Below are 25674 nucleotides of genomic sequence, written 5' to 3' on the forward strand. Positions count from 1 at the left end.
GAAAAAAAAAGGACTAGTACGGATTCGCTACTAGTCCCTAATACAGGCTACTTTTCAATTTCATCAAAGTCATATAATGGTGTTGAAAGGTATCGTTCTCCATTACTTGGTATAATGGCTACAACCTTTTTGCCTTTGCCTAGCTTCTTGGCTACCTTTTTAGCAGCAGCGATGGCAGCACCCGACGATATCCCGCCAAGGATACCATCCTTTTTGGCAACCTCACGCGAAGTAGAGAAAGCTTCCTCATTTGTAATCCGGATAATTTCATCATAAATATCTGTGTCTAATACCTTTGGAACAAAGCCTGCGCCAAGTCCCTGTATTTTATGTGGTCCAGGAGAGCCGCCGGATAATATAGCAGAATCAGATGGTTCAACTGCATACAGCTTAACATCACTGAAATGTTCTTTTAATACCTTGCCTGCTCCGGATATCGTTCCGCCAGTGCCAATTCCTGAGACAAACCCATCTAATCCATCTTTCATTTGTTCAACGATTTCTTTCCCGGTAGTACGAGCGTGCACATCAGGATTAGCCATATTATTAAACTGCTGTGGCATAAAGTAACCATTTTCTTCTTTTAATTCTTCTGCCTTTTTAATTGCTGTGTTCATTCCGCCTGACCCCGGGGTTAAAACTAATTTAGCTCCATAGGCACGCAACAGATTTTGACGTTCTTTACTCATTGTATCTGGCATAACTAATACCGTTTTATAACCTTTAGCGGCGCCGACCATCGCAAGGCCAATTCCCGTATTACCACTTGTCGGTTCAATAATAGTGTCGCCTTCTTTTAATATGCCTTCCTCTTCTGCAGCTTCGATCATCGCTAATGCAATTCGATCTTTAACTGAACTTCCCGGATTCATATACTCTAACTTCAAATAAATATCTGCACTATCTGAATCTGCCGAACGATTCAATTTAACCATTGGTGTTTCACCAATTAAACCTGCAATAGTATCAGCAACTCTCATCACTAACTTCCTCCTAATTCATAGTGTTTTAATAGGATTTATTTATAATGTACGTGGTAAAGTGGGAATTGTCAAACAAAATATTACATTGCCGCTATTCTTCATCTTCATCATAAATCCATTCAATATCTAATTTATTCCAAAGTGGCTCGGTGGTTAACGACTGATCCAACTTATCCATTGCCAGTTCCCTTTTTAAGTATGGTTTAATTTCCTTATAGGTGAAATTAATATCCGGCAGCATGCGGTGAAGGAAGATGATTGCAACACCCGTATCACTTTTGAATGGTTCACTATAAGTTCCTTCTTCCATTTTTTTAGCTGTATCCACGTATCCTGTTGGTAAGAACTGACTGTTGGTTTGAAAATAGCCCAAATATCCGCCATCTTTTTTAGTATCCTCATCAATTGAGTATTCTTTTGCAAGTAAGGAGAAGGATGCACCATTGTCCAACTCTTTTTCGACCTTTTCAGCTGTTTTCATATTCCTTACGATAATATGCGATACTTTTATTGATGCAGTAAAATTATACTGATTCTTATATACATCGTAATAGGACTTCATCTTTTCTTCAGGAACAGACGTATCCATCGTAAGCAGTGCACCTAATTGATAACGGTAAATAATATCCTTACGCCACTCTTTTTCCTTTTGCTTTGCTTCCTTGGGTGTCATTGGGCCTTGGCTACCATTTAATAAGGCAAGTTCACGTTTAATTACTTTATCACTTATTTCAATTCCCTTTTTATCAGCCAGCTTGTCGACAATTTCCGAATCAACCATTCGTTTCAGCTGCTCTTTCCCATGCTCAGCACGAAGTTTTGACATCCATGCATCATATGAAATCGTTTCGCCATCCACTGTAGCAACTGGCTCCTTGGCATTAACCGCTTTCTTCCCGTCATCCAATACGACTTTTTCTCCTCCTTTATTCCAAAAGAAGAGTGTAGCCACATTTGTAATCAACAGTATAACAATTATCCCAAGTAATAATTTCTTTGACATATAGAACTCCCTATCCTGTTAGTAATCTATTGCTTTAATGATTCAAGTTCCTTTTCACTGAATTGGTAAACCTCATTGCAAAAGTGACACGTTGCCTCTGCACCGTGGTCTTCATCAATCATTTTCTGTATTTCCTCATTACCCAGTCCGCTGATTGCGTGTTCAATCCGTTCCTTTGAACATTTACATGTAAAGGAAATAGGCAATGTTTCATGCATTTTTATTTCTTCATTACCAAACAATCGTTGCAGGATCTCTTCAGGCGAATTTCCTTCTCTGATCAATGTGGAGATTGCTGGAAACGACTGAATTTGTGCTTCTAACCGTTCAATAATTTCCTCATCAGCACCAGGCATTACTTGGACAATAAACCCTCCCGCGGCTAGAACTGAATGATCCGGATTTATAAGAACCCCCGCTCCTACGGCTGAAGGGACTTGTTCTGAATTGGCAAAGTAATACGTAAAATCTTCACTAATTTCACCAGATACAATCGGCACCTGACCAGTAAAATAATCCTTTAATCCTAAATCTTTGGTAACACTTATTGTTCCTTCTGTTCCCACTGCACGGGCAACATCCAATTTTCCTTTATCATTTAAATCAAAATCAACATGCGGGTTGGTTACATAGCCGCGGACCTCACCATGTGGATTGGCATCAGCAATCATTGGGCCAATCGGGCCATCCCCTTCCACTTTTACAGTTAGGGAATCATCACCTTTTAACATGGCACCCATCATCGCAGTTACTGTAATTGTTCGGCCTAATGCTGCTGAGGTGGTTGCCCAGGAATCGTGACGGCGCTGTGCTTCACTTACTGTTTCCGTGGTTACACTTGCATAGGCACGAACCATTCCGCCGTATGTTGTAGCCTTTACTAAGTAATCTGTCATAACAAACTCTCCTTACTTCATTTCCTGGTTCCGTTTATAAATAATATACAATCCCTTCAACGTCAGGTTTGTATCAACATGGTCTATTGTCTTGGAATCATCTGCAATTAATTTTGCGAGACCACCAGTCGCAACAACTGTGGGCATTTCATTTGCCTGCTCTTTAATTCTTGATACGACCTCATCAACTTGTCCAATATACCCATAATATATTCCTGCCTGCATTGCTTCGACAGTAGATGTTCCAATTATACTGGATGGGCTGGTAATTTCCACCTTAGGAAGTTTTGACGCCTTACTGTATAACGCCTCCAGTGATATATGAATACCCGGCGCAATTGCACCGCCTTCATATTCTTTCTTCTCGTTCACATAGCAATACGTTGTAGCAGTTCCAAAATCAATGATCACCAATGGTGAACCATATTCTTCAATAGCACCAACAGCGTTTACAATTCTGTCAGCACCAATTTCTTTCGGATTTGGATATTTCATCGGTAAAAAAGATTGAACATCATCTTTGCCAATAACTAATGCTTCCTGATGAAAATACTTTCTGCACATCTTTTCGAGAGCAAACATAATTGGTGGAACAACAGACGAAATAATAATTCCGGTAATGTCTTTGAATGAAATGCCTGTATGCTCCAATAAGGACTTAATCAGCATACCAAATTCATCCTCAGATTTATAGCGATCCGTTTTAATTCGCCACTCATGTGTTAACTGATCATTTTTAAAGACACCTAAAACAGTACTTGTATTTCCAACATCCAGTACAAAAAGCATTGTTAAAATCATACCTTTCTATTATCCGTATTATAAACATTATATATGGCTGCTCCAGCATAGTTTGTTGCTACTATCACCACAGTTGATATAAACTGGGACATAACTTTGTATGAGCGTTAATCCACCGCTGCTTAAAAAACACTGCACTTTCCGCGGGCAACGCCGGATACTCCTTGCCGGGGCAAGGAGGCTTGGCACTCGCCCTAAGGTGCGCGCAGTATATTCAAGATGCGATGATAGATCCACATATTTGTGTATTAGCTACACCTTTTTCAGTGCCCTCAGCGTAAGCTCAAGGGGGCCATGAAAGCGTAGATTTTTCCTTAGCGGTCGCCATGGGGCCAAAAAATTCTATCTTTTAGAAAACAGCTTTATATATTTAAATATATCATAATTTCTTTCCGCACATAATCCACAATACAAAGAACAACCCCTCATCCATCTGAAGGGTTGTTCTTTTATAGAAAACATTATTCCTTATTGTTATCCTCATCAGTTTGGGAAGATTCATCTTGCTCATCCTGACGTTTCTTTTCTAATTCTTCCCGCGCTTTCTCTTTTGCTTCGTCATAGGTTTCCGGGGTATCATCATCGTCCTTCGGTTGGATATTTACCCGAAGATCCTTATCTTCTCCAGTTGTTGTTGTAATGTTTACATCGTCAGCTGGTTCAGGAAGGACACCATCCTCAAACAATCCTTTGATTTGTTTCGCATCTAGTGTTTCCACCTTCAGAAGCGTTTGCGCCATGAGTTCTAGCTTATCCTTATTATCTGTGATGATTTGTTTTGCTCGGTCATAACAGAAGTTAATAAAGTTCTGCATTTCCTGATCAATATCATGAGCAATTTCATCACTATACGTTTGTTCATTTTGAATATCGCGACCAAGAAATACCTGGTTGCCTCCACCAGAAGTGAATTGCAATGGACCAATCTTATCGCTCATACCATATTCAGTAATCATCTTGCGGGCGATTGCTGTAGCGCGCTGGAAGTCATTAGATGCTCCAGTACTTACTTCACCGAAGAAAACTTCCTCTGCAACGCGTCCGCCAAGCAGTCCGGTAATTTTATCGAACAGTTCTGGCTTAGTCATAAAGTAACGATCTTCTCTAGGAAGCATAACGGCATAACCGCCGGCTTGCCCGCGAGGCACAATGGTAACTTTATGTACCATATCTGCATCATCTAAAACCATACCAATAATAGTGTGTCCACTTTCATGATAGGCGACAATATTCCGCTCTTTTTTCGATATGACCTTGCCTTTCTTGGCAGGACCAGCAATAACGCGGTCAATCGCTTCATCCACGTCAAGCATATCAATCGTTGATTTATTCGCACGCGCAGCCACCAAAGCTGCCTCGTTCAGTAAGTTTTCTAAATCCGCACCTGAAAAGCCTGGTGTACGCATCGCAACTGTCTTTAAATCAACTGTACTATCCAGTGGTTTATCTTTTGCATGAACTTGTAATACCTCTTCGCGTCCTTTCACATCTGGACGGTCCACGGTAATTTGACGGTCAAAACGACCCGGGCGTAGTAATGCAGGGTCAAGAATATCCGGACGGTTAGTCGCAGCGATAATAATAATTCCCTCATTTACGCCAAATCCATCCATTTCAACAAGTAATTGGTTTAATGTTTGTTCACGTTCGTCGTGACCACCGCCGAGACCAGCCCCACGCTGTCGACCAACGGCGTCGATTTCATCAATAAAGATGATACACGGTGCGTTTTTCTTCGCATTTTCAAATAAATCACGTACACGAGATGCACCAACACCGACAAACATTTCAACGAAGTCCGAACCACTAATAGAGAAGAATGGTTTTCCAGCTTCCCCAGCTACGGCTCGTGCTAACAACGTTTTACCAGTACCTGGAGGTCCAACAAGCAAAACACCTTTTGGAATTCGGGCACCTACTGCTGAGAACTTACGTGGATCCTTTAAAAAGTCGACCACCTCAACAAGTTCTTGCTTTTCCTCATCCGCTCCAGCGACATCCTTAAAGCGAACCTTTTTCTTATCCTCAGAGAACATTTTGGCTTTACTCTTACCGAAGTTCATCACACGGCCGCCACCGCCGCCTTGCGATTGGCTAAGTATAAAGAAGAAAAATAATCCTATGATTAAAAATGGGATCATCGTTGTCAGGAACGTTACCCATCCACTTGGCTGTTCTTCTTGCTTCACGTTTAATACACTTTGTTCGGAAGCTTTGTTTGTAATTGTTGCAATAATTTCTGTGTTATCTGGTACTTGGGCGACAAACTGCTTATCCCCATCTTCCAGTTCACCAGTAATTCTATAGACCATATTTACAGGCTGCATCGTCATTTCTGCGATATCACCATTGTCAAGTGCCTGCATAAATTCTTCTACATTTAATTCTTTTGCCTGTTCATCCTGACCTCTGAATAATTCTATAACAGCTACAACAACTAGAAAAATCAGGAACCAGAAGAACACATTCCGCATTAATCGTTTCATTGCCAACCTCCTCCCAAACGGGAAAACTATATAACATAGTACCACAGGAAAAAGTTTCAATACAACTAATTCCACTCATATATGTCATTGTTTTTAAGCTATTTTTGTCTTTTATTTTACATCATGTTGTTAAAACTAATACCGATTTTTACGGTGTAAATAATGTTAATCGATTTACGCTTCAGAACCACCATAAATCTTTGGTTTTAAAACACCAATGTATGGCAGATTGCGGTACTTTTCTTCATAATCAAGTCCATAACCCACAACAAATTCATTCGGAACCTTAAACCCAATAATATCTGCCTTAATATGTGCTGTTCTACCTGAAGGTTTATCAAGCAGAGTAACAATCCGAATTGACTTTGCTTTACGATACTTGAATAAATCGACCAAATAACTCAGGGTAAGACCACTATCAATGATATCTTCAATAATTAATAAGTCACGGCCTTCTACTTTTGTATCCAAATCCTTCACAATTTTCACTTCTCCGGATGACCTGGTCTTCCCGCCGTAACTGGAGACATCCATGAAGTCCATTTCCAGATGAGTATCGGTATAACGCAGCACATCAGACATAAATGGCATGGCACCTTTTAAAACTCCAATGGCTAAAGGAAATTTTCCATCATATTCTTCTGTTAACTGTTTACCAATCTCTTCACACTTTTTTGCAATTTCTTCTTTCGTAACCAAAATTTGTTCAATATCGTTATGCATGTTTGTTCCTCCTACAAAGTAGCTTTTCTAAAATATAGTTGAATAAATGAGGTGTCTTTTGTTTGATCAGCTGGCTCACCCTTCTTTAGACCGCAAAGCCAAAGAATCACACCGTTATTGTCTGTCACAACTGGCCACGAATCGCGCATTCTGACTGGTACCTTTTCATCAATGAAAATGTCCTTTACCTTCTTACTGCCTTCAAGCCCTTTCCAGCTCATTCTATCTCCTGGTATTCGTGTTCTAATATGTAATGGTAAAGCGATTTTATTCTTACTGCATAAATAAACTTCCTGATTTTGACTATGTGATTCCTCCGTATAATCAGCCCGAACAACGGATCCATCGGGTAATACAACTTCTCCAGGGATAGGTAAAATTTCGTGAAAAGGAGACGCTTGCGGCAGTTTATCTTCGAAGTAAACAGATAGCGTGCGATAGGACTTTTCCACCTTTAATTGATGGGGAAAATCCAAAATACCATTGGCCTTTTGGCTATTCAGTAGTACAAAAAACTGTTCCTCATGCATATACGATAAATTTTTAGGCAATTCATCATATAGATAGTTTAATATTAGATGATAGACCCGTCTTTGTAAAGCACCGTGGTACCCTTGAAACAAATCTATGTCAAATGTCGCATAGTTTTTACTTTCATTTAGCGAAACCACCTGTTTCAAAAGCTTTTTAGCTTCCCCGGTTAAATAATCATCATCCGATTGCAAGGATTTGCTTAATCTTCTTACTGTAGTATGTATATTACTGTTTTGTTTTTTTAGTAACGGAAGAACAAATTTACGAAAATAGTTTCTAGTATAATCAGTTGTTAAATTAGATGGATCAAGCCTTGAATGAATGCCATGTTTCTGACAATAATTCTTAATCTCATCCTTCGTTACGCATAAAAAAGGCCGGATAATAAAACCAGTGTTAAATGGACGTATAACCGGCATACCAGCGATTGCCCGGCTATTAGTTGATCGTACAAACCCCATCAGCATGGTCTCTATCTGATCATCCGCATGGTGACCAAATGCTAAATAGTCCGCACCGAGATCTTTCATTTTCCGGGAAAAGAATTGGTAACGCATTTTTCTGGCAGCCACCTGTGTCCCAATATGGTTCTGTTTTTTATACGAAGGAACGTCCAAAAAGGTTCCATAAAATTCAATATTCCATTCTGCGCATATCTTTTCTACAAAACGAAGATCCTCTTCTGATTCCTCCCCACGCAATTGATGATCAACTGTGAGGGCGATAATTTTTAAATTCCATTCATCCATAATCGAACGAAGAAAATGGAGAATTGCCATTGAATCTGGACCACCCGACACCCCAACAAGTACAGTCGAATCAGGTTCAATTAATCCATTTTCCTTGATAAATGACAACACACGTTCTTTCATTTTTCGTTCATCCTTCATATAGAGTAGTATGGAACCATTATATCCTATCATACCTTTTCACTAATATAAAAGAACTTACTTACGGCAGCATCAATGAAACTAGATAATAAAATAAGGCAACTAAAGAAATTCCAGTTGATTCAACCAGAATGGATGCTTTTTTCTTTCGTTGTTTGCGGGACATCATTTGAGCTGGGCGGTTAAGGATCATTTCAACATCTTGTTTCATCTGGGCACTAGATTGATATTTTCCCTGTATTGCTTTTGTGAAACATGGTAAATAGGGCCTTAATGGCGCAGCATTTTTAATTCTGGATAGGATTGCTGCCTCCGAATTACTGCCCCGCTCAAATTGATTCGGATAATACAGTTTGACAAAAACCATGACAAGCGCAAATAAATCATAGCTTGGCTCGGCTTTCCTTGAACCTATTCCCCAATATCCACGATCATAAAACTCTGTGTACTCTTTAATTGCGCGACCTAATTGTGTTGTGCCCCCAACATCAATCCACCGAACCTTTGGAGGTGAATGGAGGATAATTAGATTGTCTTCTTTCAAATCACCAAATACCCAGCCAGTTTTGTGAAGCTCAGATAAGTCATCTAGAAGTTGTAAGATAAATACGCCTATCCAGGTGCTACCATTGTTCCTGATAAAAGTGGATAACGATTGGCCCTGCAAATATTCCATAACATAAAATGAAAGTGCGGAGCCACCCGGTGTAACCCAATCATCTACATCAACTAAATAAGGCCCAAGACGTTTTCCTTGGACCTTCTGTAAGGATTTCAGAACATTGACTTCCATTGTCATGGACATACTTTTACTACTGATTTTTAATGCTACTTGCTTACCGCCAAGCTCACATAAATAGACACTTCCTATGGCGCCGCTTCCAAGTTTTTTACGAACAATATAGCGTTTATGATGCCACTTTCCAACAACGGATGTTCCGGGTCTAAGTTCAATACCATGCTTCTTCGATTGGTGGTTCATCTTCATCGTTAAAGCTCCTTAACAGACTTTCTTTGCCAAATTGATACATTGCCTCACGCAGTGCCGGACCTGTTGGTGTAATCCCGCCACTTGTCAGTTTTGGAAAAATAGCAGATATTGAATCAAGCTTTGGTGACCAATCTAGGATCTGTTTAATATCCCTTTTCCTATCAGGGAAAGTAAATACGCAATACCGGTTTCGGCCAATCCGCGCATTCAGGCTAATGGATAAATCAATCAATGCTTCTTTTACAGTCGGTAGTTTATCATGCATACTTGCGCTAGTATCTACTAAAATAAGAACCTCAAGGTCACAAGTCTCCCCTAGTTCTTCTACCACTTCCATAATTTCTCCGCGTTTCTCAGGTTCCAGCTCATCCATCGTTTGATTTGGACCCAAAATCTGTTGAAGTTCCTGATTAACAAAACCCTGTAACGTCTGTGTCATCGCCTGTTTTGTTACCATCTGAACTGTCTGCGATAAGGATTTTTTATAGACAATCTGACTTACACCTCCGCCAGAAAGCGCAACCTCTTCAACCTCTTCCAAACCTTCAGGCTGTTCCGTCTGATCGTCATCCATAATGCCAATAACATTCACCGTAATACCCTGCTGGTGGGCAAGTGCCGCTGTCGCCGCAGGTTTCTCACCTTTATTTGAGCAGCCATCCGTAATTAATAGAATCTGTTTTAATGTACCCTTTTTCATACATTCCACCTCCAACTCTTTCCTACCCATCATCGCCAAATCTGAAAAGAAATATACCAAGGCGAACTTTCATGGAGGTGTTTACATTACTGCAATCATTGAGCATACCTATGTCCAGCAGGAATGGCAGCCCATTCCGGTGCATTCTTATTAATTCTTGCAACCATTACTGTCATATCATCTGCAATTTCTCCTGATCTTGTACGAACTACTTCTTCCAGCAATAAATCAGCAATTTCCTGTGGATCATCTGTTTTCATTTCACGAATCTTTCGCTTTATCCATACATCTACATTTTCAACATGTTTTGGCCCTTCAAAGATACCGTCACTCATCATGATTAGCAGATCGCCCTCCATTAGTTGTTCTTTTACAATATCAACATCAAACTCCTGGATAATCCCCATTGGCAGGTTACTGGCCTCAACCTTCAGCATTTGATCTCCTCGTTTAATGAAACTGGGTGTTGAGCCGATTTTCAAGAATCGAACGGCTGCATTGTGTAAATTGATCACAGCTAAATCAAGCGTTGCAAACATTTCATCAGTGGTACGCAGAGAAAGAATTGAATTAATCGACTTAATGGCAACCTTTTCAGGGATTCCTGTTTGCAATATTTGCTGCAGCAGCCGTAATGTTTCTACGCTTTCTTCATGTGCACGCTCACCATTTCCCATACCATCACTAATTGCCATTGCATATTTTCCGGTGCCAAGCTCCATCGTAGTATGGCTGTCACCGGAAATAATTCCCCCTCCTTTGGCTGCATGTGATACTCCAGTTTCAACGACAAATTCTTTTGCTGAACTAAACACAATGAAACAGCTTCCATTTGGAAAAGGAGAAATTTCCTCTTGCTTGACTATGACTACTTCACTAAGGATATCTGATAGCATTGGTGCAATTAATTTCGCTCCTTCCCCCCGATATTCATATAAATTAACCATCATTTCGATATCAACATTTCCTCTCTCCAAACTAAAGATATCAAGTTTCTCAATTTCTATCCCCATATGTTCAAGTCCCTGAACGATTTGCATTTCTTGCTGTTCATGGTGATGGCGCTCTTTTAAAATTTCTTTGGCGAAGTCATCCATAACTTCTGAAACACCCTGTAATTGCTCAGCTACAAAACGTTTACTCTCAGATACCTGCTTTTGCAGCCGTTTATTTGATTCGAAAATTGTTAACTCTTCCTTCATTACATCCATTACTTTTTTCGATTTTACACAATGGTTTTCAAAGACTCGCATATCTGCAGGACTCGGTTCCCGGTCTTCAACAAGGTCATTTTTCAACCCTTCCATTAATGAATAGGATTTATCAAATTGCTGCTGCCAGCACCGGTTTTTCATAAAGCAGCCCTGACAAGTTTTTTCGGTGACCTGACTTAAGAAATGGTCCGTTTCCTGCTTATAGTCAGCATCCTGTTCTACTGATGCATAATCCACAGTTTGAAAGCTTTTTGAGAGCGCTTCAAAAACATCAGAAAATTGTTCAACTCGTTTGGCAGTTACGTTTCGAACCTTTTGCAAGTACTGTTCCTGTTCATTCGTATATTCTTCCGTGCCCGGAATGTAACGGGAAAGCTTCTTAACCCAGCTTGCAGGAGTAAGAAAAAATAAAACGATAGCAATAGATGACTCTAGGATAGAAGGAATTAAATTAGTGGCATCCCCATAGATTCCGACTAGAAATGTTCCAATTAATAACCCCACACTGACCCCCATCTTTTTTCCCTCTTTCAGCAAACCGCCTAACAATCCGGAAAATGCAAGCAGGCTCATTTGATACAGATTTGCTACATTTGCGAGTGATAATATGAGACCTGCTACAACACCGACTGTTGATCCAACTGCTGCACCACCTACAAACGAGAGCATTAAAACAAAGTAGCGGGAGAAAACCTGCTCAATTGATGCATCATATATATCCCATCCGATTGTTCCCGTTAATATGGATGCCAGCAGAATAATCATACACACAATTTCTTCATTTTTTAACGTGGGTTTATATTTTTTCGGTGATATTATTGGTATGCTTTGCATAAATATCAATACTAGAACGGTACCTAATATACCTTCAACTGACAAAAGCAACCATTCATAAGATGACAGCTGACCTGTAAAGGAATACAGCATAATTCGTGGTGCGGCAGTTGCCAGAAAAACAAAAAGCAATACCGCACCATGTTGATGTTTTACATGTTTGAACAGTCCGGCAAGAAAAATAAATGAGATCATGGCGAGCGAGATAAAGATACCCTGGTCAATTGAGTAGCTTAATGCGCCAGCCAGCACTGCAACCATTACTTTGGGGGCCATTTCCCTATGTACAAGCCATATTGTGGCTAGAAATGCTACAGAAAAAGGTGACACTTCTGATAAAATGACAGCCCGTCCTAATAAAAAGCCGACAATAAAAAACAGCCACCCTTTTTCCAGTAAGACAGATTGGGCCTTGCCATGTATCTTTTTCCGCCACTTATTCATCACACCTTGTCCTGCCCCGAACGTCTTAGAATCCACTCTTGGTATTGAATCCATCATCCAAATCCACTCCCTCTTGGAGATATTAAACCATAGGATCAATTTTTATTTTGTCAAAACAACAGACGATATTCATAAAATCGTTCGACTAACTTCTATTTTAATCAATCACCGTTCTACAAAAATTCTCACAACTCCATGTCCCTTTTAGATAATTAACGATGGACAAGCATTCAAAAAACCGGATGCCACCAGCCTATCGTTACACATCTTGTTTTCCTTTCAAAATTCGATAGAAAAGCGCAAGCGCTCAGTTAGCGAAGGATGGGCTGCACCCATGCACCACAGTGGTTCGACGTTGCTCAGGCTTTGTAGCAATTTTAATTGAACATTACTCCCCAGAAGAAAAAAGACCGTACATGAGTGTGTCCCTTGTTAATGACGGCAGCTTCCGGGAGCTTATGATACAGATTTTCATTCGAGCGATCGGATTCTAAAAAACCCCTTGCATTATTATGCGGAATTTCATATAATAGTTCTTGTGCAAATTGTTCGCACAAGAACTATTTTTTATATGGAGGTAAGTAGAAGTGGATCAGGAAGAAAAGGTCAGCGAGATTATTCATTCATTCCGTGATGTAAATCGCTTTTTTTATAAACAGATGTGGCACCATGCAAATGAGTTAGGTGTAACTATTGTGCAGCTGCAGATTTTGAAGATTTTAGCGGAAAACCCAAATATAAGTTTGCAGGAATTAACGAAGAAAATGAGTTCCGGAAAAAGTACTGTCAGCAGTATTGTAGACCGCTTGGTAAAAGCCGAGTATGTAAAACGGGAACGTTCGAAAGAAGATCGGCGCGCAATCGTTTTATCCTTAACCAAGCTCGGCGAAACAAAAAAGGTAGAAGGTCACACATTATTTATTAAGCGGCTTTCCCGCCTAAATGAAATTGATGAAGCCGACATTGAAAAATTAGTAGAGCTTCACGACTTAATTAAAGAGAAAATTAAAATCACCGGAGATGATGAACTTGAAGGATAGAAGTGCATTTATTGAAGCCGACAAAGTGGCAAAGGGTCCCATTATTTTTGTAATGGTGCTTGGTGCCTTTGTTGCTATTTTGAACCAAACATTAATGAATGTGGCATTACCGGTTATGATGGTTGACCTGGACCTTGACGCATCGACTGCACAATGGTTAACAACCGTATACATGCTGGTCAATGGAATTCTTATTCCGATTACGGCATTTTTAATGGAAAAATTCTCAACCAGGAAACTACTTTTAACTGCCATGTCATTATTCGCAGTGGGAACTCTCATTTGCGGTATAGCACCTGGATTCATTATGCTTATCGTTGGCCGAATCATCCAGGCAGCAGGCGCCGGGATCATGATGCCACTGCTAATGAACGTTATTCTTAGTTTGTTTCCAGTTGAAAAGCGTGGTGGGGCAATGGGGTTGATTGGACTCGCCATGATGTCTGCGCCGGCAATTGGTCCGCCATTATCAGGATGGATTGTCCAAAACTACTCATGGCGTTTGCTGTTCTTCATTGTATTACCGATTGCGATTATTGATGTAATTGTTGCCTATTTCATGTTACGAAATGTTACCAAACTATCTAATCCAAAAGTTGATATACCGTCTATCATTCTATCAACATTTGCATTTGGCGGTTTATTATATGGATTCAGCAGTGCGGGCCAAAATGGTTGGTCAGACCCAATTGTCCTTGCCACCTTGGGTATTGGTGTTGTAATGATGGCTATATTTGTCATCAGACAACTGCGCATTAAAACACCAATGCTCGAATTCAGGGTTTTTAAATATAGTATATTTTCATTAACAACGTTAATTAACGTTGTTGTCACAATGGCTATGTTCGCGGCCATGCTTCTTATTCCAATTTATTTACAAAACGTGCGAGGTTTTTCACCACTTGAATCAGGTTTATTATTATTACCTGGCGCCATAATATCGGGGATAATGTCACCGATCACCGGAAAATTGTTTGATAAAATTGGCGCTCGTCCATTAGCACTTGTCGGTTTAGCAATTATTGCAATCACCACCTATTTCTTTACCGACTTGACCGACACCACTTCCTACACGTACATGATGGTGCTCTATAGTGGTCGTATGATTGGAATATCCATGATCATGATGCCAATAATGACTGCCGGTTTAAATGTATTGCCACAAAAGTTATATTCACATGGAAACGCAATGTCGAACACGTTACGACAGGTATCAGGAGCAATTGGAACTGCATTTCTTATCACAGTCATGAGTAATCAGACTACCGATCACTTTAAAGAAATAGTGCCTAAAACGGGAGTTCAAAGCAAGGAGCAACTAGCTCACCTTAAAAACTTAGCAACAATCGATGGGATAAACGACGCATTTATGGTTGCGACTGTATTCGCGTTAATCGGTTTTGTTTTATCATTCTGGATAAAACGCAACAAACCTGCAGAGGAAAGTGCATTTACACCAGAGCAATCAGAGGCACAATAGGATTAGCAGCGGATCCTACCCTGGATCCGCTTTTCTTACACTTAAGGAAAGTATAGAGATTTAAAAGGATTTAGTATAAAAAATTTCCCGGGAAATGTTAGAAAGCATTGACACCGGTCGATTAGTGTTGTAATATATTTTTTGTGGCTAATTTTGGCGGCGTAGCTCAGCTGGCGAGAGCGTACGGTTCATACCCGTGAGGTCGTGGGTTCGATCCCCTCCGCCGCTATCACTTGAGGACATGATTCCCATTTTGGGGTCAGGTCCTCTTTTTATATGTTTAGTGTTTGATTCTGGGAATGGGTGCGGAATTTGATGTGTGATTCAATTGGCCGATATAAACGCAAAATGGCTGTTATATTTTGAAATAACTCAGGCGAATAAAAAACAACTTTTTCCCTGTCATTATATAATTCTAAAAAAAACAGGTACTACTTATACAAGCAGTACCTGTTTTTATCTATTATGATAGAGCATCTTTATAGACAGCAATTTTTATCCTCGCTTAGCACCTCGGCCTCCGCGTTTGGTTTCCGTTTGCTTCTTCAAAGAGGCTAAACGGTCTTCTGAATCCTTTAGAAATTTGTTCATCTTTGATTCAAATGACTCGCCACGGTCACGATTGTTTCTTGGACGCACCGGCTTATCCTTAGCCTTCTTTATGGAAAGACCAATCTTACCATCTTTTTCAACATTAATAACTTTCACCAAAATTTCGTCGCCGACGGTTAAGTGTTCATTAATGTCTTTAACATAGTTATCGGCAACTTCACTAATATGGACTAGACCAGTTTTCCCTTCACCGAGTTCTACAAATGCACCAAAATTAGTGATACCAGTTACCTTACCTTGCAGCTTGCTGCCTACTTCGATTGACATAAAAAAAATGCTCCTCCTTAAAAATTTAAATAATATCCTACAACTATAGTATAGCTAAATTATTGAAAGTGTGTCAATAAGATGGCTCCTCATCGGGGATTTTAAAAATTAACTCGCCTTCTTTTGAGAAGAAATAATTTGTTCGTGCTATATCTAATACATATTCTTCATTTTGTAAAAGCTGAATTTCCTCGTTAAGATTCGCTTCTTTTTTCTGAAGTGTTGCCATCTTTTCCTGCGTCTGTGCATATTGTTCTTGCTTATCAGCCTGAAGTACACGTTGTTTAACATGATATGTAGCCATACTGCCGATTACGATCAGCGCCACGATAGAAAATAACACAAGACGACGAATCAGCCGTTGCTTCTTTCGTTTTTCTCTTCCTTTGTGCGCATCGTATTGCTGCATATAATCCGAACTTAATCTTGTTACCGTTTTTTCCTTTGCGGTCACGACCCTACCTCCTCTTAAACTTGATATACTTCAACCATTTCTTAGATATATTCTTCATTGTACTATAAAATCCTGCAATTTTGTGTAAATATTTTTTAATTGTTTCTGGAAGTAATCGATAAATGAACATAAATATCCATTTAAAAGGAGTCAAAACTATCTTGCATATTGTTAATAATACCAAAAAAAGCACTTGGAAAGTATAGGCAATTGCTGAAAAAAGCAACGTCACTACAAAAACAACAGGTGTGACAATTAACATCCGAATTGCTTTTGCAAAAAAACGGTAGATTGATAAAGTAAACTGAATAATATGTTCAAGCAGCTTTTTGTATAAAGATGCTGCCAACGCTTGATATGCAGCGAACCCTAAGAGACATGCTGCAAATACATATAGTCGTAATTCACCAGCATTCACACGATATAAAATATAAAATAAAAACAATGTTTGTGACAACCAAAAACAGATCTCCATAAGGTAGGTTAGAAATACCGAGTTCCTCCAATGTGGGGATGCCCGCCTGAAGGTATCCAATATTATGCCCAAATAGAAGCCCCCTAATACCATGGCGAGCATCGTCATAAACTGAGTGGATAAGATCATCTAAACAGCTTGCTAAAGAATCCCTTAGCTTTCTCCTGGTGTTGTTCATCTACATAGGAAAGCTCATATATTTTGCCTTTGATTGAAACCAATCCATCGCCAACATCCAAGTTTTTCAACTGAAGATTTTGACCCCGTACAATTAAAAATCCCATCACTGTTTCCAGCAGAAATTCCTCGTTATCAAAACTATCCACTTCTTTTACACCGCTAATTTCAATGCTCCTACGGTTGTTAATTTTCAACGAATGATCCTGCTGTGTTACATGTGGTTGGGTATCCTTTTCATAATAATTCATTGCGCTCGTCCTCCTTATCATTATAACTATATGAAAAGAAGGACAAGTGTAGAACAGAAATAAGGTCCTATTCTTTTTTAAGTTGCAACGTGCCTAGTCAATTTTCTCTTCCTTGACAACACTGTACAGCATCTCCGCTTCGTCTTTACGGACAACCTCCTTTAAATCGTTAATCTTAATCGTTACAAGCTTCTGACCGAAACGGATAACAAGCTCATCGCCCTTTGAAACGGTGGATGCTGCTTTTGCTTGGTTACCATTAACTGTTATTCTTCCTTGATCCGCTACTTCTTTCGCTAATGTTCGTCGCTTAATTAGTCTTGATACTTTTAGAAATTTATCTAATCGCATGTTATTCATTCCTTTCCTTTGCTTGATTCCAATAATAATCCATCTCTTCCAACGATGTATCAGCTACTTGCTTTCCCGCTTCTGACAGTTGTTCTTCGATATATCGAAAACGAGAGGTGAATTTTTGATTGGTTTGATTTAGTGCTATCTCTGCATTTATTTTATAATATCTTGCTAGATTTGCAATGACAAATAGTACGTCACCAAATTCCTTTTCTATTTCGCTGCCATCTTTATTTTCAATTGCTTCTGTCACTTCCGTTATTTCTTCTTCTAGCTTTTGCCAAACCTGATCGGCATTGGACCAATCAAAGCCAACCTCTGCTGCTTTACTTTGCAGTTCAGCAGCTTTTGAAAGCGCAGGGAAATGTTTAGGGATACCATCAAGAAGGGAGATGCGTTTATTGCCTTTTTCCTCCTGTTTTAATTCACCCCAGTTTTTATAAACATCTGCAACCGTGTCAGCCTTTCTATCACCGAAAACATGTGGATGACGGTGAATCATCTTATCTGTTATAGATTGAATAACATCGTCGACAGTAAAATAATCGTCATCTTCACCGATTTGACTATGCAACATGACCTGCAGCATGATATCTCCCAATTCCTCAATAATTCCTTCATCGTCCTGGCCATCGATCGCCTCGATCAGCTCATAAACTTCTTCGATTGCATATTTCCGTAATGTTTCATGTGTTTGCGCCTGATCCCACGGACATCCATTAGGGCTCCGCAACGTACTGATGACCTCCCGGAGACGATTGAATGTATGGTTCAACAGATCAGACCCTGCTGGTGGGATATAAACACTTGTTAAATTACCAACCTTAAGATTATGGTCAAGCTCTTCAAGTGGAATGCTTGTAATCACTTCAGACATGCTCCCTGCCGCTTCCACTATCTTAATCGGATAATCAGGCGGAAGATCCTCCAACAGGGCAAGCTTTACATGTGAAGCGATAAATGAATCATATACCTGACAAAAGATTAAATGATGGCGATAATCCAGCTGATTGCGTTCAAAGGAGGTTCCATCTACAAACTGAAAGCCGTCAATCGGATCAATTTTCAGCGAGGTAAATAGATCGTCCAAATAACTTTGACCACCCACTATTTCTACAGGGACTTTGTCTTGCTCCAGTAAAAGCTGCACTGTTTTTTCTGCAAGCATGGGGTGGCCTGGAACAGCATAAATAATTGGTTCCTCTGTCGCTTTCACAAGTATTTGCGCAACAATATTACGATACACATCCCCGAATTGGTCATTTTCTTCATACAAATGATCAAAGGATTGAAAGGTAATCCCTTCCGCCTTTAATGTGTTAATGACAGGGTGGTCATTTGTACGTGTATAAATGAGTGTTTCACCGTTCATTAATTTTTTGTAAATCCCTACCTGCAGCTGATCGATATCCCCAGCACCTAGTCCAATAATTTCTATTTTGTTAGCCACGATAATTCCTCCCTCTTTGAACCTTCAGTAAAAATGATGCGAATGGAAGCATTGCTAATTGTTTTTCGGTAAATGCTTTAAACTTCAGTAATAACAATAGATAACAAACGGCACCGGATAGCGCTACAAATAGAACATATGCCAGCATCACCAGCCGCGGAGCATGAACGCTTGGTGAAATAAGCCAATCTATTATGATTACATAAACCGTCATACCACTTCCTGCCAATCCAAGTGCCTTCCATTTCATTTTCTTAAAAAGGCGTAAATCGGGAAGTTCTTTTTGCAGTGCTCGAAATACTAGATAACATAGGAAGGCTAATGAAAGTACGGTGGCAGCTGCACTTCCGGTAATTCCCCATAAGGGCACGAACAGTTGATTTGCTAACCATTTAACGACCAGCGCAAAGATGATGAAAAATGCTGTTCGCTTGATACGGTTTAAGCTTTGTAAAATAGATACAGCCGTTATCGAGAGGGAACAAAATACAATCGCAAGCATAAGTATACGCAAACTCCCTGTTCCGCTTTGATTTTCAAATAATAGCCGATTCGCTTCAGGGAATATAAGAATTAACCCAATAGCCGCACCGACTGTAAGGTAAAAGCTAAACAGCATCGCTACTCTTACAAAATGATTTGTTTCCCGCGGATGTTCCTTTAATTTATCTCGAGATAGATTTGGTATTAAAGCTAATGCAAAGGATGAGCCCAACACTGTACCAAGCTGGATCAATGGTTGTCCTCTATCAAATATCCCTTTTGCCTTCATAGCCGCCTCCTGCGTTAAACCGTATTCCAATAAGCTGGGAACCAATGTAAAGGCATCGGCAAGTTGAATTAGCAGCAAAATCATGTGGTTCAATGCTGCAATTATTCCAAAAAATAATAACCCTTTCCAGTAATAACGCCAGGGAATTGGGTATCTTTCCATTGACCAAGGGCGTTTCTTGGTAAATAGGAACCCTAATATCATGGCAGCAACTATTGCACCTGATATCGCTGCAATCGCACCAGCCTGTCCGATTGTATAGATATTCTGACGGCTGATTAGTAATGCCGCAGTAATTATGATACCTACCCGAACCAATTGTTCCCCAACTTGCGAAAGTGCGGTAGGCTGCATCTGATATTCCCCTTGGAAAACACCACGAAATAATGCCGTGAAAGGAATCAGTAAAAAAACAAACGAGGCAGATTGAAGTGCCCTAGTTAAATGATCATTTCCCATCCAGCCAGCAATTTCGGCGGCATTCAAATAAATAAAACCAAATAGTAACCCATTAATGATAAGCAAAATTGAAAATAACGGTATGAAAAAATCTTTAATAGAGAGTTTCACACCTTTTGAAAGAAGGTCATTTGTTATTTTTGATATAGCCGACGGAAATCCGTATAAAGAAAGAACAAGAGCCATTCCAAGAAAAGGGTATATTTGCTGATAAATATAAAATCCAATATCCCCTGTTAAATTCTGTAAAGGAACCCGGTATCCAGCACTCAGGATCTTGCTGACAAGTCCCGCAAAAGAAAGGATCAATGCACCCTTCACCAGATTATTTGATTCATTTCCACCCATGTCAAACGCCTTTCCCCAAACAACCAATTTTTTTCATTATAGCACAGAAAAGCGAAGGCGACTGCCCAGAAACGGACGCATAAGCAAGGGACCGTAGAGTGGATGGTATTTTCACTCGTAGTGTCCATTGCTTATGACGGCAGTTTCTAGGAGCCGTAGCTGGACACAGAAAAGCGAAGGCGACTGGTTAGTGGCGAACAAATAGATAGGACTGTGAAAGTGCGTCGAACTTTACGCACATTCATCAGGACTAACTATTTGCTAGCCACTAGGAGCCGCAGCTGGACAATAGAAAAGCGAAGGCGACTGCCCTGAAACGGACGCATAAGCAAGGGACCGTAGAGTGGATGGTATTTCCACTCGTAGTGTCCATTGCTTATGACGGCAGTTTCTAGGAGCCGCAGCTGGACACAGAAAAGCGGAGACGACTGGTTAGTGGCATCCAAGTTCGAATCGGGATAAAAATACGATCGGTTCCCAGGTAAATACGAGCCGTTTTGCTGAAATACAAGCCAATTTCCGCATAAATGCCACTTCCATGTAAATACTGTCCACATTAACTGTAATACAGTCCAGGGGCACCACGTCACCACCCTCACTTGGAGCAGAGAACACTTTCGTGAGTAGACAGTAAAAAAGACCAGCAAATATGCTGACCTTTCCATAGTTACCGCTATTCCATCTGTTTCGCCAGGAAGCCCGATGCAGTTTCAATGGCTTTTTGCTCTACTTCACTAAGCTGTTTTCCATCCCGTGCAATCATGATTACACAGCCTATCGGGTCACCATTTGCAATAATTGGACTGATACAGTAGGATGATAGCTCTTCTTCTTTACCTTGTAAAATCTCAACCTTTTCAGATTCTGTTTTAAACAACTGTGAACGGTTTTCAATTACCTTTTCTACCTGCTCACCAACACTTTTGTTTAAGTAATCTTTTTTTGATTCACCAGCAACGGCAATGATTTCGTCACGATCTGAAATTAATACCGGTTGATGTAAAGAATCAAATAATGCTTCTGCATATTCTTTTGCAAAACTGCCTAATTCATTTATAGGTGAATATTTTTTTAAAATAACTTCTCCTTCACGATCCACAAATATCTCTAATGGATCTCCTTCTCGAATACGCAATGTTCTCCTAATTTCTTTTGGAATAACTACTCGGCCCAAATCATCAATTCGACGCACAATTCCTGTTGCTTTCATTCTAATGTAGCCTCACTTTCCTATGATGATCATTTCTGGTTGAATTTCCACTTTTAAATAGAACTTGAAGAAAACACCAGTTGTACATCTAGTATGATTCATCTGGAAAAAACTATGCATCAATGAATTAATTTCTAATCATTCCGATTTACGGCAGCTAATTTCTCCATAAATTGTGAAGTTGTATCATATCGTTTATGGAAATCGTCCTTTGCCCATTGGATTGTTATTTTTAGTTTTTTGTTGTCTGTTCCAAGTTGAACACCACGCCCAAATTCATTCGCAAGCGTAAATAATTTGGATCCATCAATTTGCTGGCTGCGGTTCTCATCTACCAGCAATTCCATTTTTTTATTTTTCTCTGTGATTGATTCAACCCGTTCATTTCTGGCATGCATTTTTAGCGATGACACATCAAACAGGTTTGCTACTTCCTCTGGGTAGTCACCAAATCGGTCAATCAATTCTTCTCTTAATTCCTCAAAGTCATCATTAGATGTTAACGTTTGGAAACGTTTATACATATCGATTTTCTGTTTTTCATCCTTGATGTAAGTATCTGGAATATATGCATCAATTTTAAGTGCAAGTTCCGGTTCAAATGGTTTCATATCAATGACATCTTTACCAAACTTTCGTGCGTCAATGGCATCCTTTAGCATTTGTGAATACATGTCGAATCCGACTGAATCAATAAATCCATGCTGCTGTGCGCCTAACAAATTACCAGCACCGCGTATGGACAAATCGCGCATCGCTATTTTAAAGCCGGATCCAAGTTCCGTGAATTCCTTAATTGCCTGTAACCGTTTCTCGGCAATTTCAGTTAACACCTTGTCCTTTTTATAGGAGAAATAGGCATATGCAACACGGTTTGAGCGCCCGACTCGTCCACGCAATTGATACAACTGGCTTAGTCCCATTCGGTCAGCATCATACACAATTAATGTATTAACATTTGGAATGTCTACACCCGTTTCAATGATGGTGGTACTGACTAGTACATCATATTCTCCTTCAAGAAAGCCAAACATGACATTCTCAAGCTCTGTTTCATTCATTCTTCCATGGGCAATTGCAATTTTAGCATCCTGAACCAGCGAACCAATTTCACGTGCAATTGAATCAATATTTTCCACTCTGTTATATAAAAAGAATACTTGCCCACCTCGAGCCATTTCCCGCTCAATTGCCTCCCTAATTAGAATCGGGTTGTATTCTACCACATAGGTTTGAATCGGGAAACGGTTTTCTGGCGGTGTTTCTATCACAGATAAATCGCGAACACCAAGCATGGACATGTGCAAGGTACGCGGAATTGGTGTTGCCGTTAATGTTAAAACATCGACATTTGTCTTCATCTGCTTAATCTTCTCTTTATGCTTCACACCAAATCGCTGTTCTTCATCGACGATCAATAAACCTAAATCCCGGTATTGCACATCCTTGGACAATAAGCGATGGGTTCCAATAACAATATCGACCAGCCCGCTTTTCAGACCGACAGTTGTTTCTTTCAGCTGTTTTGACGTGCGGAACCTGCTTAGTAAGCCAATATTAACTGCCTGATCCTGGAAACGCTCACGGATAGTTTCATAGTGCTGCTGAGCCAAAATGGTAGTTGGAACAAGAATAGCAACCTGTTTACCATCAGCAACCGCCTTAAATGCAGCACGGATTGCCACTTCTGTTTTACCATACCCTACATCTCCACATAACAGGCGATCCATTGGCCGTTGTTTTTCCATGTCGAGCTTAATTTCTTCAATACATCTTATTTGGTCATCCGTCTCCTGGTATGGAAAAGCTGCTTCAAATTCACGTTGCATTTCCGTTTCCTCGGAGAAGGCAAACCCTTTTTTCGCTTCTCGCTCTGCGTACAGCTTAATCAAATCATCTGCAATATCTTCAACAGACGATTGAACTTTACGCTTCACCTTGGCCCATTCACTGCCGCCAAGTTTATACAGCTTTGGCTCTTTTCCTTCTGACCCAACAAATTTCTGTACCAAATCTATCTGGTCAATCGGTACAAAGAGTTTGTCATCACTGGCATAACGAATCAGCATATAATCCTTATGCATATCACTTACTTCCAGTGTCTCTATCCCGATGTATTTGCCAATCCCGTGATTAGCATGGACGACATAATCCCCTATTTTTAATTCCTGATAACTTTTGATGCGCTCTGCATTGGAAATCTTTTGTTTCTTTCTAACTCGTTTCGTTTTTTTCTTAAATAATTCATTTTCAGTAATCAAAACCAATTTATGCATTGGCAATTCAATACCGCTGCTTATGTTCCCTATCGTTATAGTAGGCTTTTCAACCGGCAGCATTAATTTGTCCATTTTCACTGCCTCTATATCATAGTCTGCAAAAATAGTATGGACTTTCTCCATTCGCTTCTTATTTGGCACTAAAATAACTACCGATGAATCACTCTTTGACCACCGATTTAATTCATTTTTAAACAAATGCATTTGACCATGAAATTCCTGCATCGAACGAGATGATAAATTAATGATATTTTGTGGTTGCGTATTTGGAATATGGCGCATAAAAACAGACATATACAGCCTTGGCTGGCTCATATTTTGCCATACATCATGCCAATCAAAGGAAAATGTACTATTCTGGACCATTTTATTGGCTTCAAGCAAATGACTGTACCACTCAGCCTCTTCAGCATCAATATTAGTGGCTGTTTCTTGAATCCTGCTCATTTCGTCCAGAATGATTAATCCATTCTTTGGTAAATAATCTAACAAACTAGCAGGATTACTATAAAGAAAGCCAATGTATTTATACATTTCCTGAAAATGTTCCAGATTTTTTAACCGCTCAAGGTCATGATTCAGTGCTCCTGAAAGTGTTTCCTTGGCATCATTAGTCTTTAACTTTTTCAATGTCTCCGCTAAGGCTGCCTCAATACGGTTTGCCCCTGATAGAATATCTTCTTCCGTGAGTAATAATTCTGTAGCCGGACCAATAACAACATTATCTTTCTTGTCCAATGACCGTTGAGTATCTGCATCAAAATAACGAATTGAATCTACTTCCTCGTCAAAAAGCTCAATCCGTATTGGATGCTCCTCCGTGATTGGGTAAATATCAATAATTCCGCCACGCCGACTAAACTCACCAGGGGTTGTCACCATTGTCTGGCGCTCATAACCCATATCTACTAGTGAGTTTAAATACGTATCTATGTCAATATCTTCGCCAAGTGTAAAGCGAAGTTGATATTTCTCCCAATAACTGGTTGGAGGCAAAATCCGTTTCAATGCGGCAACTGGTGCAATCAGAATGCCCGATTTCTTTTTGGACCATTCCGTTAGCGCCTCAATCCGCTGACTTCTTAATTCTGGACTTGCAATTGCAATTTCTGATGCAATTAATTCATTTACTGGATATAAATGAACATGCTGATCACCCATAAACTCTGAGAGATCATCATACAACTGCTGCGCCTGAACCAGCTGATGTGTAACAAGCAAGACTGGCTTACTTACCGACTCCTCAATAACAGAAACAAGGATACTCCTGGCTGAGCCCGTAAGCCCCGCAACAAGCTGTTCCTGCATCCCGGAATTAATCCCGCTTATAATCGACTGTATATCGTCCTTTGACTGTAAGAACGTATCAATACCCTTCAAAGTAAAAACCCCCAAAAATTATGTAAAGAGCAGAACTTACCGTATAGTGCGACCCTTATAGTCTATCCTTTTCTCTTTCTTGCACTTTAAGAAAGTATAAATCTTTATCGGTATAAAGTATAAAAAAATCTAGGCTTTCGCCATTAGTTCTTGGCGACAAGCCAAGA

Annotated in this window: 21 protein-coding genes and 1 tRNA gene; 3 read left to right on the forward strand and 19 right to left on the reverse strand. The window is 39.9% G+C overall.

The genetic code is table 11. The annotated features are described in order from the left end of the window. Positions 1-47 precede the first annotated feature (47 nt). From cysK to spoIIE, 10 genes are all read right to left on the reverse strand, one after another. On the reverse strand, positions 48-980 hold the full coding sequence (cysK, locus tag CFK37_RS05720; RefSeq protein ID WP_089060949.1) for a cysteine synthase A: 933 nt from the start codon (positions 978-980) through the stop codon (positions 48-50). Between the two features lie 94 nt (positions 981-1074). Beyond that, complete coding sequence (locus CFK37_RS05725; protein WP_089060950.1) at positions 1075-1986, reverse strand: peptidylprolyl isomerase; 912 nt, start codon at positions 1984-1986, stop codon at positions 1075-1077. Between the two features lie 26 nt (positions 1987-2012). After that, complete coding sequence (hslO, locus tag CFK37_RS05730; protein ID WP_089060951.1) at positions 2013-2882, reverse strand: Hsp33 family molecular chaperone HslO; 870 nt, start codon at positions 2880-2882, stop codon at positions 2013-2015. A gap of 12 nt (positions 2883-2894) precedes the next feature. Beyond that, a complete protein-coding gene (locus tag CFK37_RS05735; protein ID WP_089063547.1) occupies positions 2895-3671 on the reverse strand; it encodes a type III pantothenate kinase in 777 nt (258 codons plus the stop codon). A 473-nt stretch (positions 3672-4144) separates the two neighbouring features. After that, positions 4145-6169, reverse strand: coding sequence for an ATP-dependent zinc metalloprotease FtsH (ftsH, locus tag CFK37_RS05740; RefSeq protein ID WP_089060952.1), 2025 nt, complete (start codon positions 6167-6169; stop codon positions 4145-4147). A gap of 174 nt (positions 6170-6343) precedes the next feature. Beyond that, positions 6344-6892 carry a hypoxanthine phosphoribosyltransferase gene (gene hpt / locus CFK37_RS05745; RefSeq protein WP_089060953.1) on the reverse strand — a complete coding sequence of 183 codons (549 nt, stop codon included), beginning with the start codon at positions 6890-6892 and terminating at the stop codon, positions 6344-6346. Positions 6893-6903: 11 nt separating this feature from the next. Continuing rightward, positions 6904-8298, reverse strand: coding sequence for a tRNA lysidine(34) synthetase TilS (gene tilS, locus CFK37_RS05750; protein WP_089060954.1), 1395 nt, complete (start codon positions 8296-8298; stop codon positions 6904-6906). A gap of 79 nt (positions 8299-8377) precedes the next feature. Next, a complete protein-coding gene (locus CFK37_RS05755) occupies positions 8378-9304 on the reverse strand; it encodes a protein kinase domain-containing protein (protein WP_089060955.1) in 927 nt (308 codons plus the stop codon). After that, positions 9267-10007, reverse strand: coding sequence for a VWA domain-containing protein (locus CFK37_RS05760; protein WP_089060956.1), 741 nt, complete (start codon positions 10005-10007; stop codon positions 9267-9269). Before CFK37_RS05760 ends, CFK37_RS05755 begins: the two co-directional genes overlap by 38 nt. Before the next feature lie 95 nt (positions 10008-10102). Beyond that, positions 10103-12556: a stage II sporulation protein E gene (spoIIE, locus tag CFK37_RS05765; RefSeq protein ID WP_089060957.1), complete on the reverse strand. Its 2454-nt coding sequence runs from the start codon at positions 12554-12556 to the stop codon at positions 10103-10105. Between the two features lie 530 nt (positions 12557-13086). Here spoIIE and CFK37_RS05770 point away from each other — a divergent pair. The 3 genes from CFK37_RS05770 (at position 13087) to CFK37_RS05780 (ending at position 15248) form a co-directional block, all read left to right on the forward strand. After that, entirely contained in the window at positions 13087-13539 is a 453-nt protein-coding gene (locus tag CFK37_RS05770) for a MarR family winged helix-turn-helix transcriptional regulator (RefSeq protein ID WP_089060958.1), read from the forward strand. Then, the gene (locus CFK37_RS05775) at positions 13529-15019 is read left to right on the forward strand and encodes a DHA2 family efflux MFS transporter permease subunit (protein ID WP_089060959.1); all 1491 of its coding nucleotides are present in this window, start codon (positions 13529-13531) and stop codon (positions 15017-15019) included. Before CFK37_RS05770 ends, CFK37_RS05775 begins: the two co-directional genes overlap by 11 nt. A 155-nt stretch (positions 15020-15174) precedes the next feature. Then, a tRNA-Met gene (locus CFK37_RS05780) sits at positions 15175-15248 on the forward strand. Between the two features lie 266 nt (positions 15249-15514). On the opposite strand, the gene CFK37_RS05785 is transcribed toward CFK37_RS05780, so the two are convergent. From CFK37_RS05785 to mfd, 9 genes are all read right to left on the reverse strand, one after another. Beyond that, entirely contained in the window at positions 15515-15898 is a 384-nt protein-coding gene (locus CFK37_RS05785; RefSeq protein WP_089060960.1) for a S1 domain-containing RNA-binding protein, read from the reverse strand. Between the two features lie 73 nt (positions 15899-15971). Further along, positions 15972-16352, reverse strand: a complete 381-nt coding sequence (locus CFK37_RS05790) for an FtsB family cell division protein (protein ID WP_089060961.1) — start codon at positions 16350-16352, stop codon at positions 15972-15974. A 4-nt stretch (positions 16353-16356) separates the two neighbouring features. Further along, positions 16357-16956, reverse strand: a complete 600-nt coding sequence (gene yabQ, locus CFK37_RS05795; protein WP_089060962.1) for a spore cortex biosynthesis protein YabQ — start codon at positions 16954-16956, stop codon at positions 16357-16359. Next, positions 16953-17255, reverse strand: coding sequence for a sporulation protein YabP (gene yabP, locus CFK37_RS05800; RefSeq protein ID WP_089060963.1), 303 nt, complete (start codon positions 17253-17255; stop codon positions 16953-16955). The genes yabQ and yabP overlap by 4 nt, the downstream gene beginning before the upstream one ends. A 93-nt stretch (positions 17256-17348) precedes the next feature. Further along, a complete protein-coding gene (locus CFK37_RS05805) occupies positions 17349-17606 on the reverse strand; it encodes an RNA-binding S4 domain-containing protein (RefSeq protein ID WP_089060964.1) in 258 nt (85 codons plus the stop codon). A gap of 1 nt (position 17607) precedes the next feature. Then, positions 17608-19059 carry a bifunctional methyltransferase/pyrophosphohydrolase YabN gene (gene yabN, locus CFK37_RS05810; protein WP_089060965.1) on the reverse strand — a complete coding sequence of 484 codons (1452 nt, stop codon included), beginning with the start codon at positions 19057-19059 and terminating at the stop codon, positions 17608-17610. Beyond that, a complete protein-coding gene (locus tag CFK37_RS05815) occupies positions 19052-20638 on the reverse strand; it encodes a putative polysaccharide biosynthesis protein (RefSeq protein WP_089060966.1) in 1587 nt (528 codons plus the stop codon). Before CFK37_RS05815 ends, yabN begins: the two co-directional genes overlap by 8 nt. 673 nt (positions 20639-21311) lie before the next feature. Continuing rightward, on the reverse strand, positions 21312-21848 hold the full coding sequence (gene spoVT, locus CFK37_RS05820; RefSeq protein ID WP_089060967.1) for a stage V sporulation protein T: 537 nt from the start codon (positions 21846-21848) through the stop codon (positions 21312-21314). 134 nt (positions 21849-21982) lie between these two features. Next, complete coding sequence (mfd, locus tag CFK37_RS05825) at positions 21983-25507, reverse strand: transcription-repair coupling factor (RefSeq protein WP_089060968.1); 3525 nt, start codon at positions 25505-25507, stop codon at positions 21983-21985. Positions 25508-25674 lie beyond the last annotated feature (167 nt).

Source organism: Virgibacillus phasianinus (genome assembly GCF_002216775.1).
In the GTDB taxonomy this organism is placed as follows: Bacteria; Bacillota; Bacilli; order Bacillales; family Amphibacillaceae; genus Virgibacillus_F; species Virgibacillus_F phasianinus.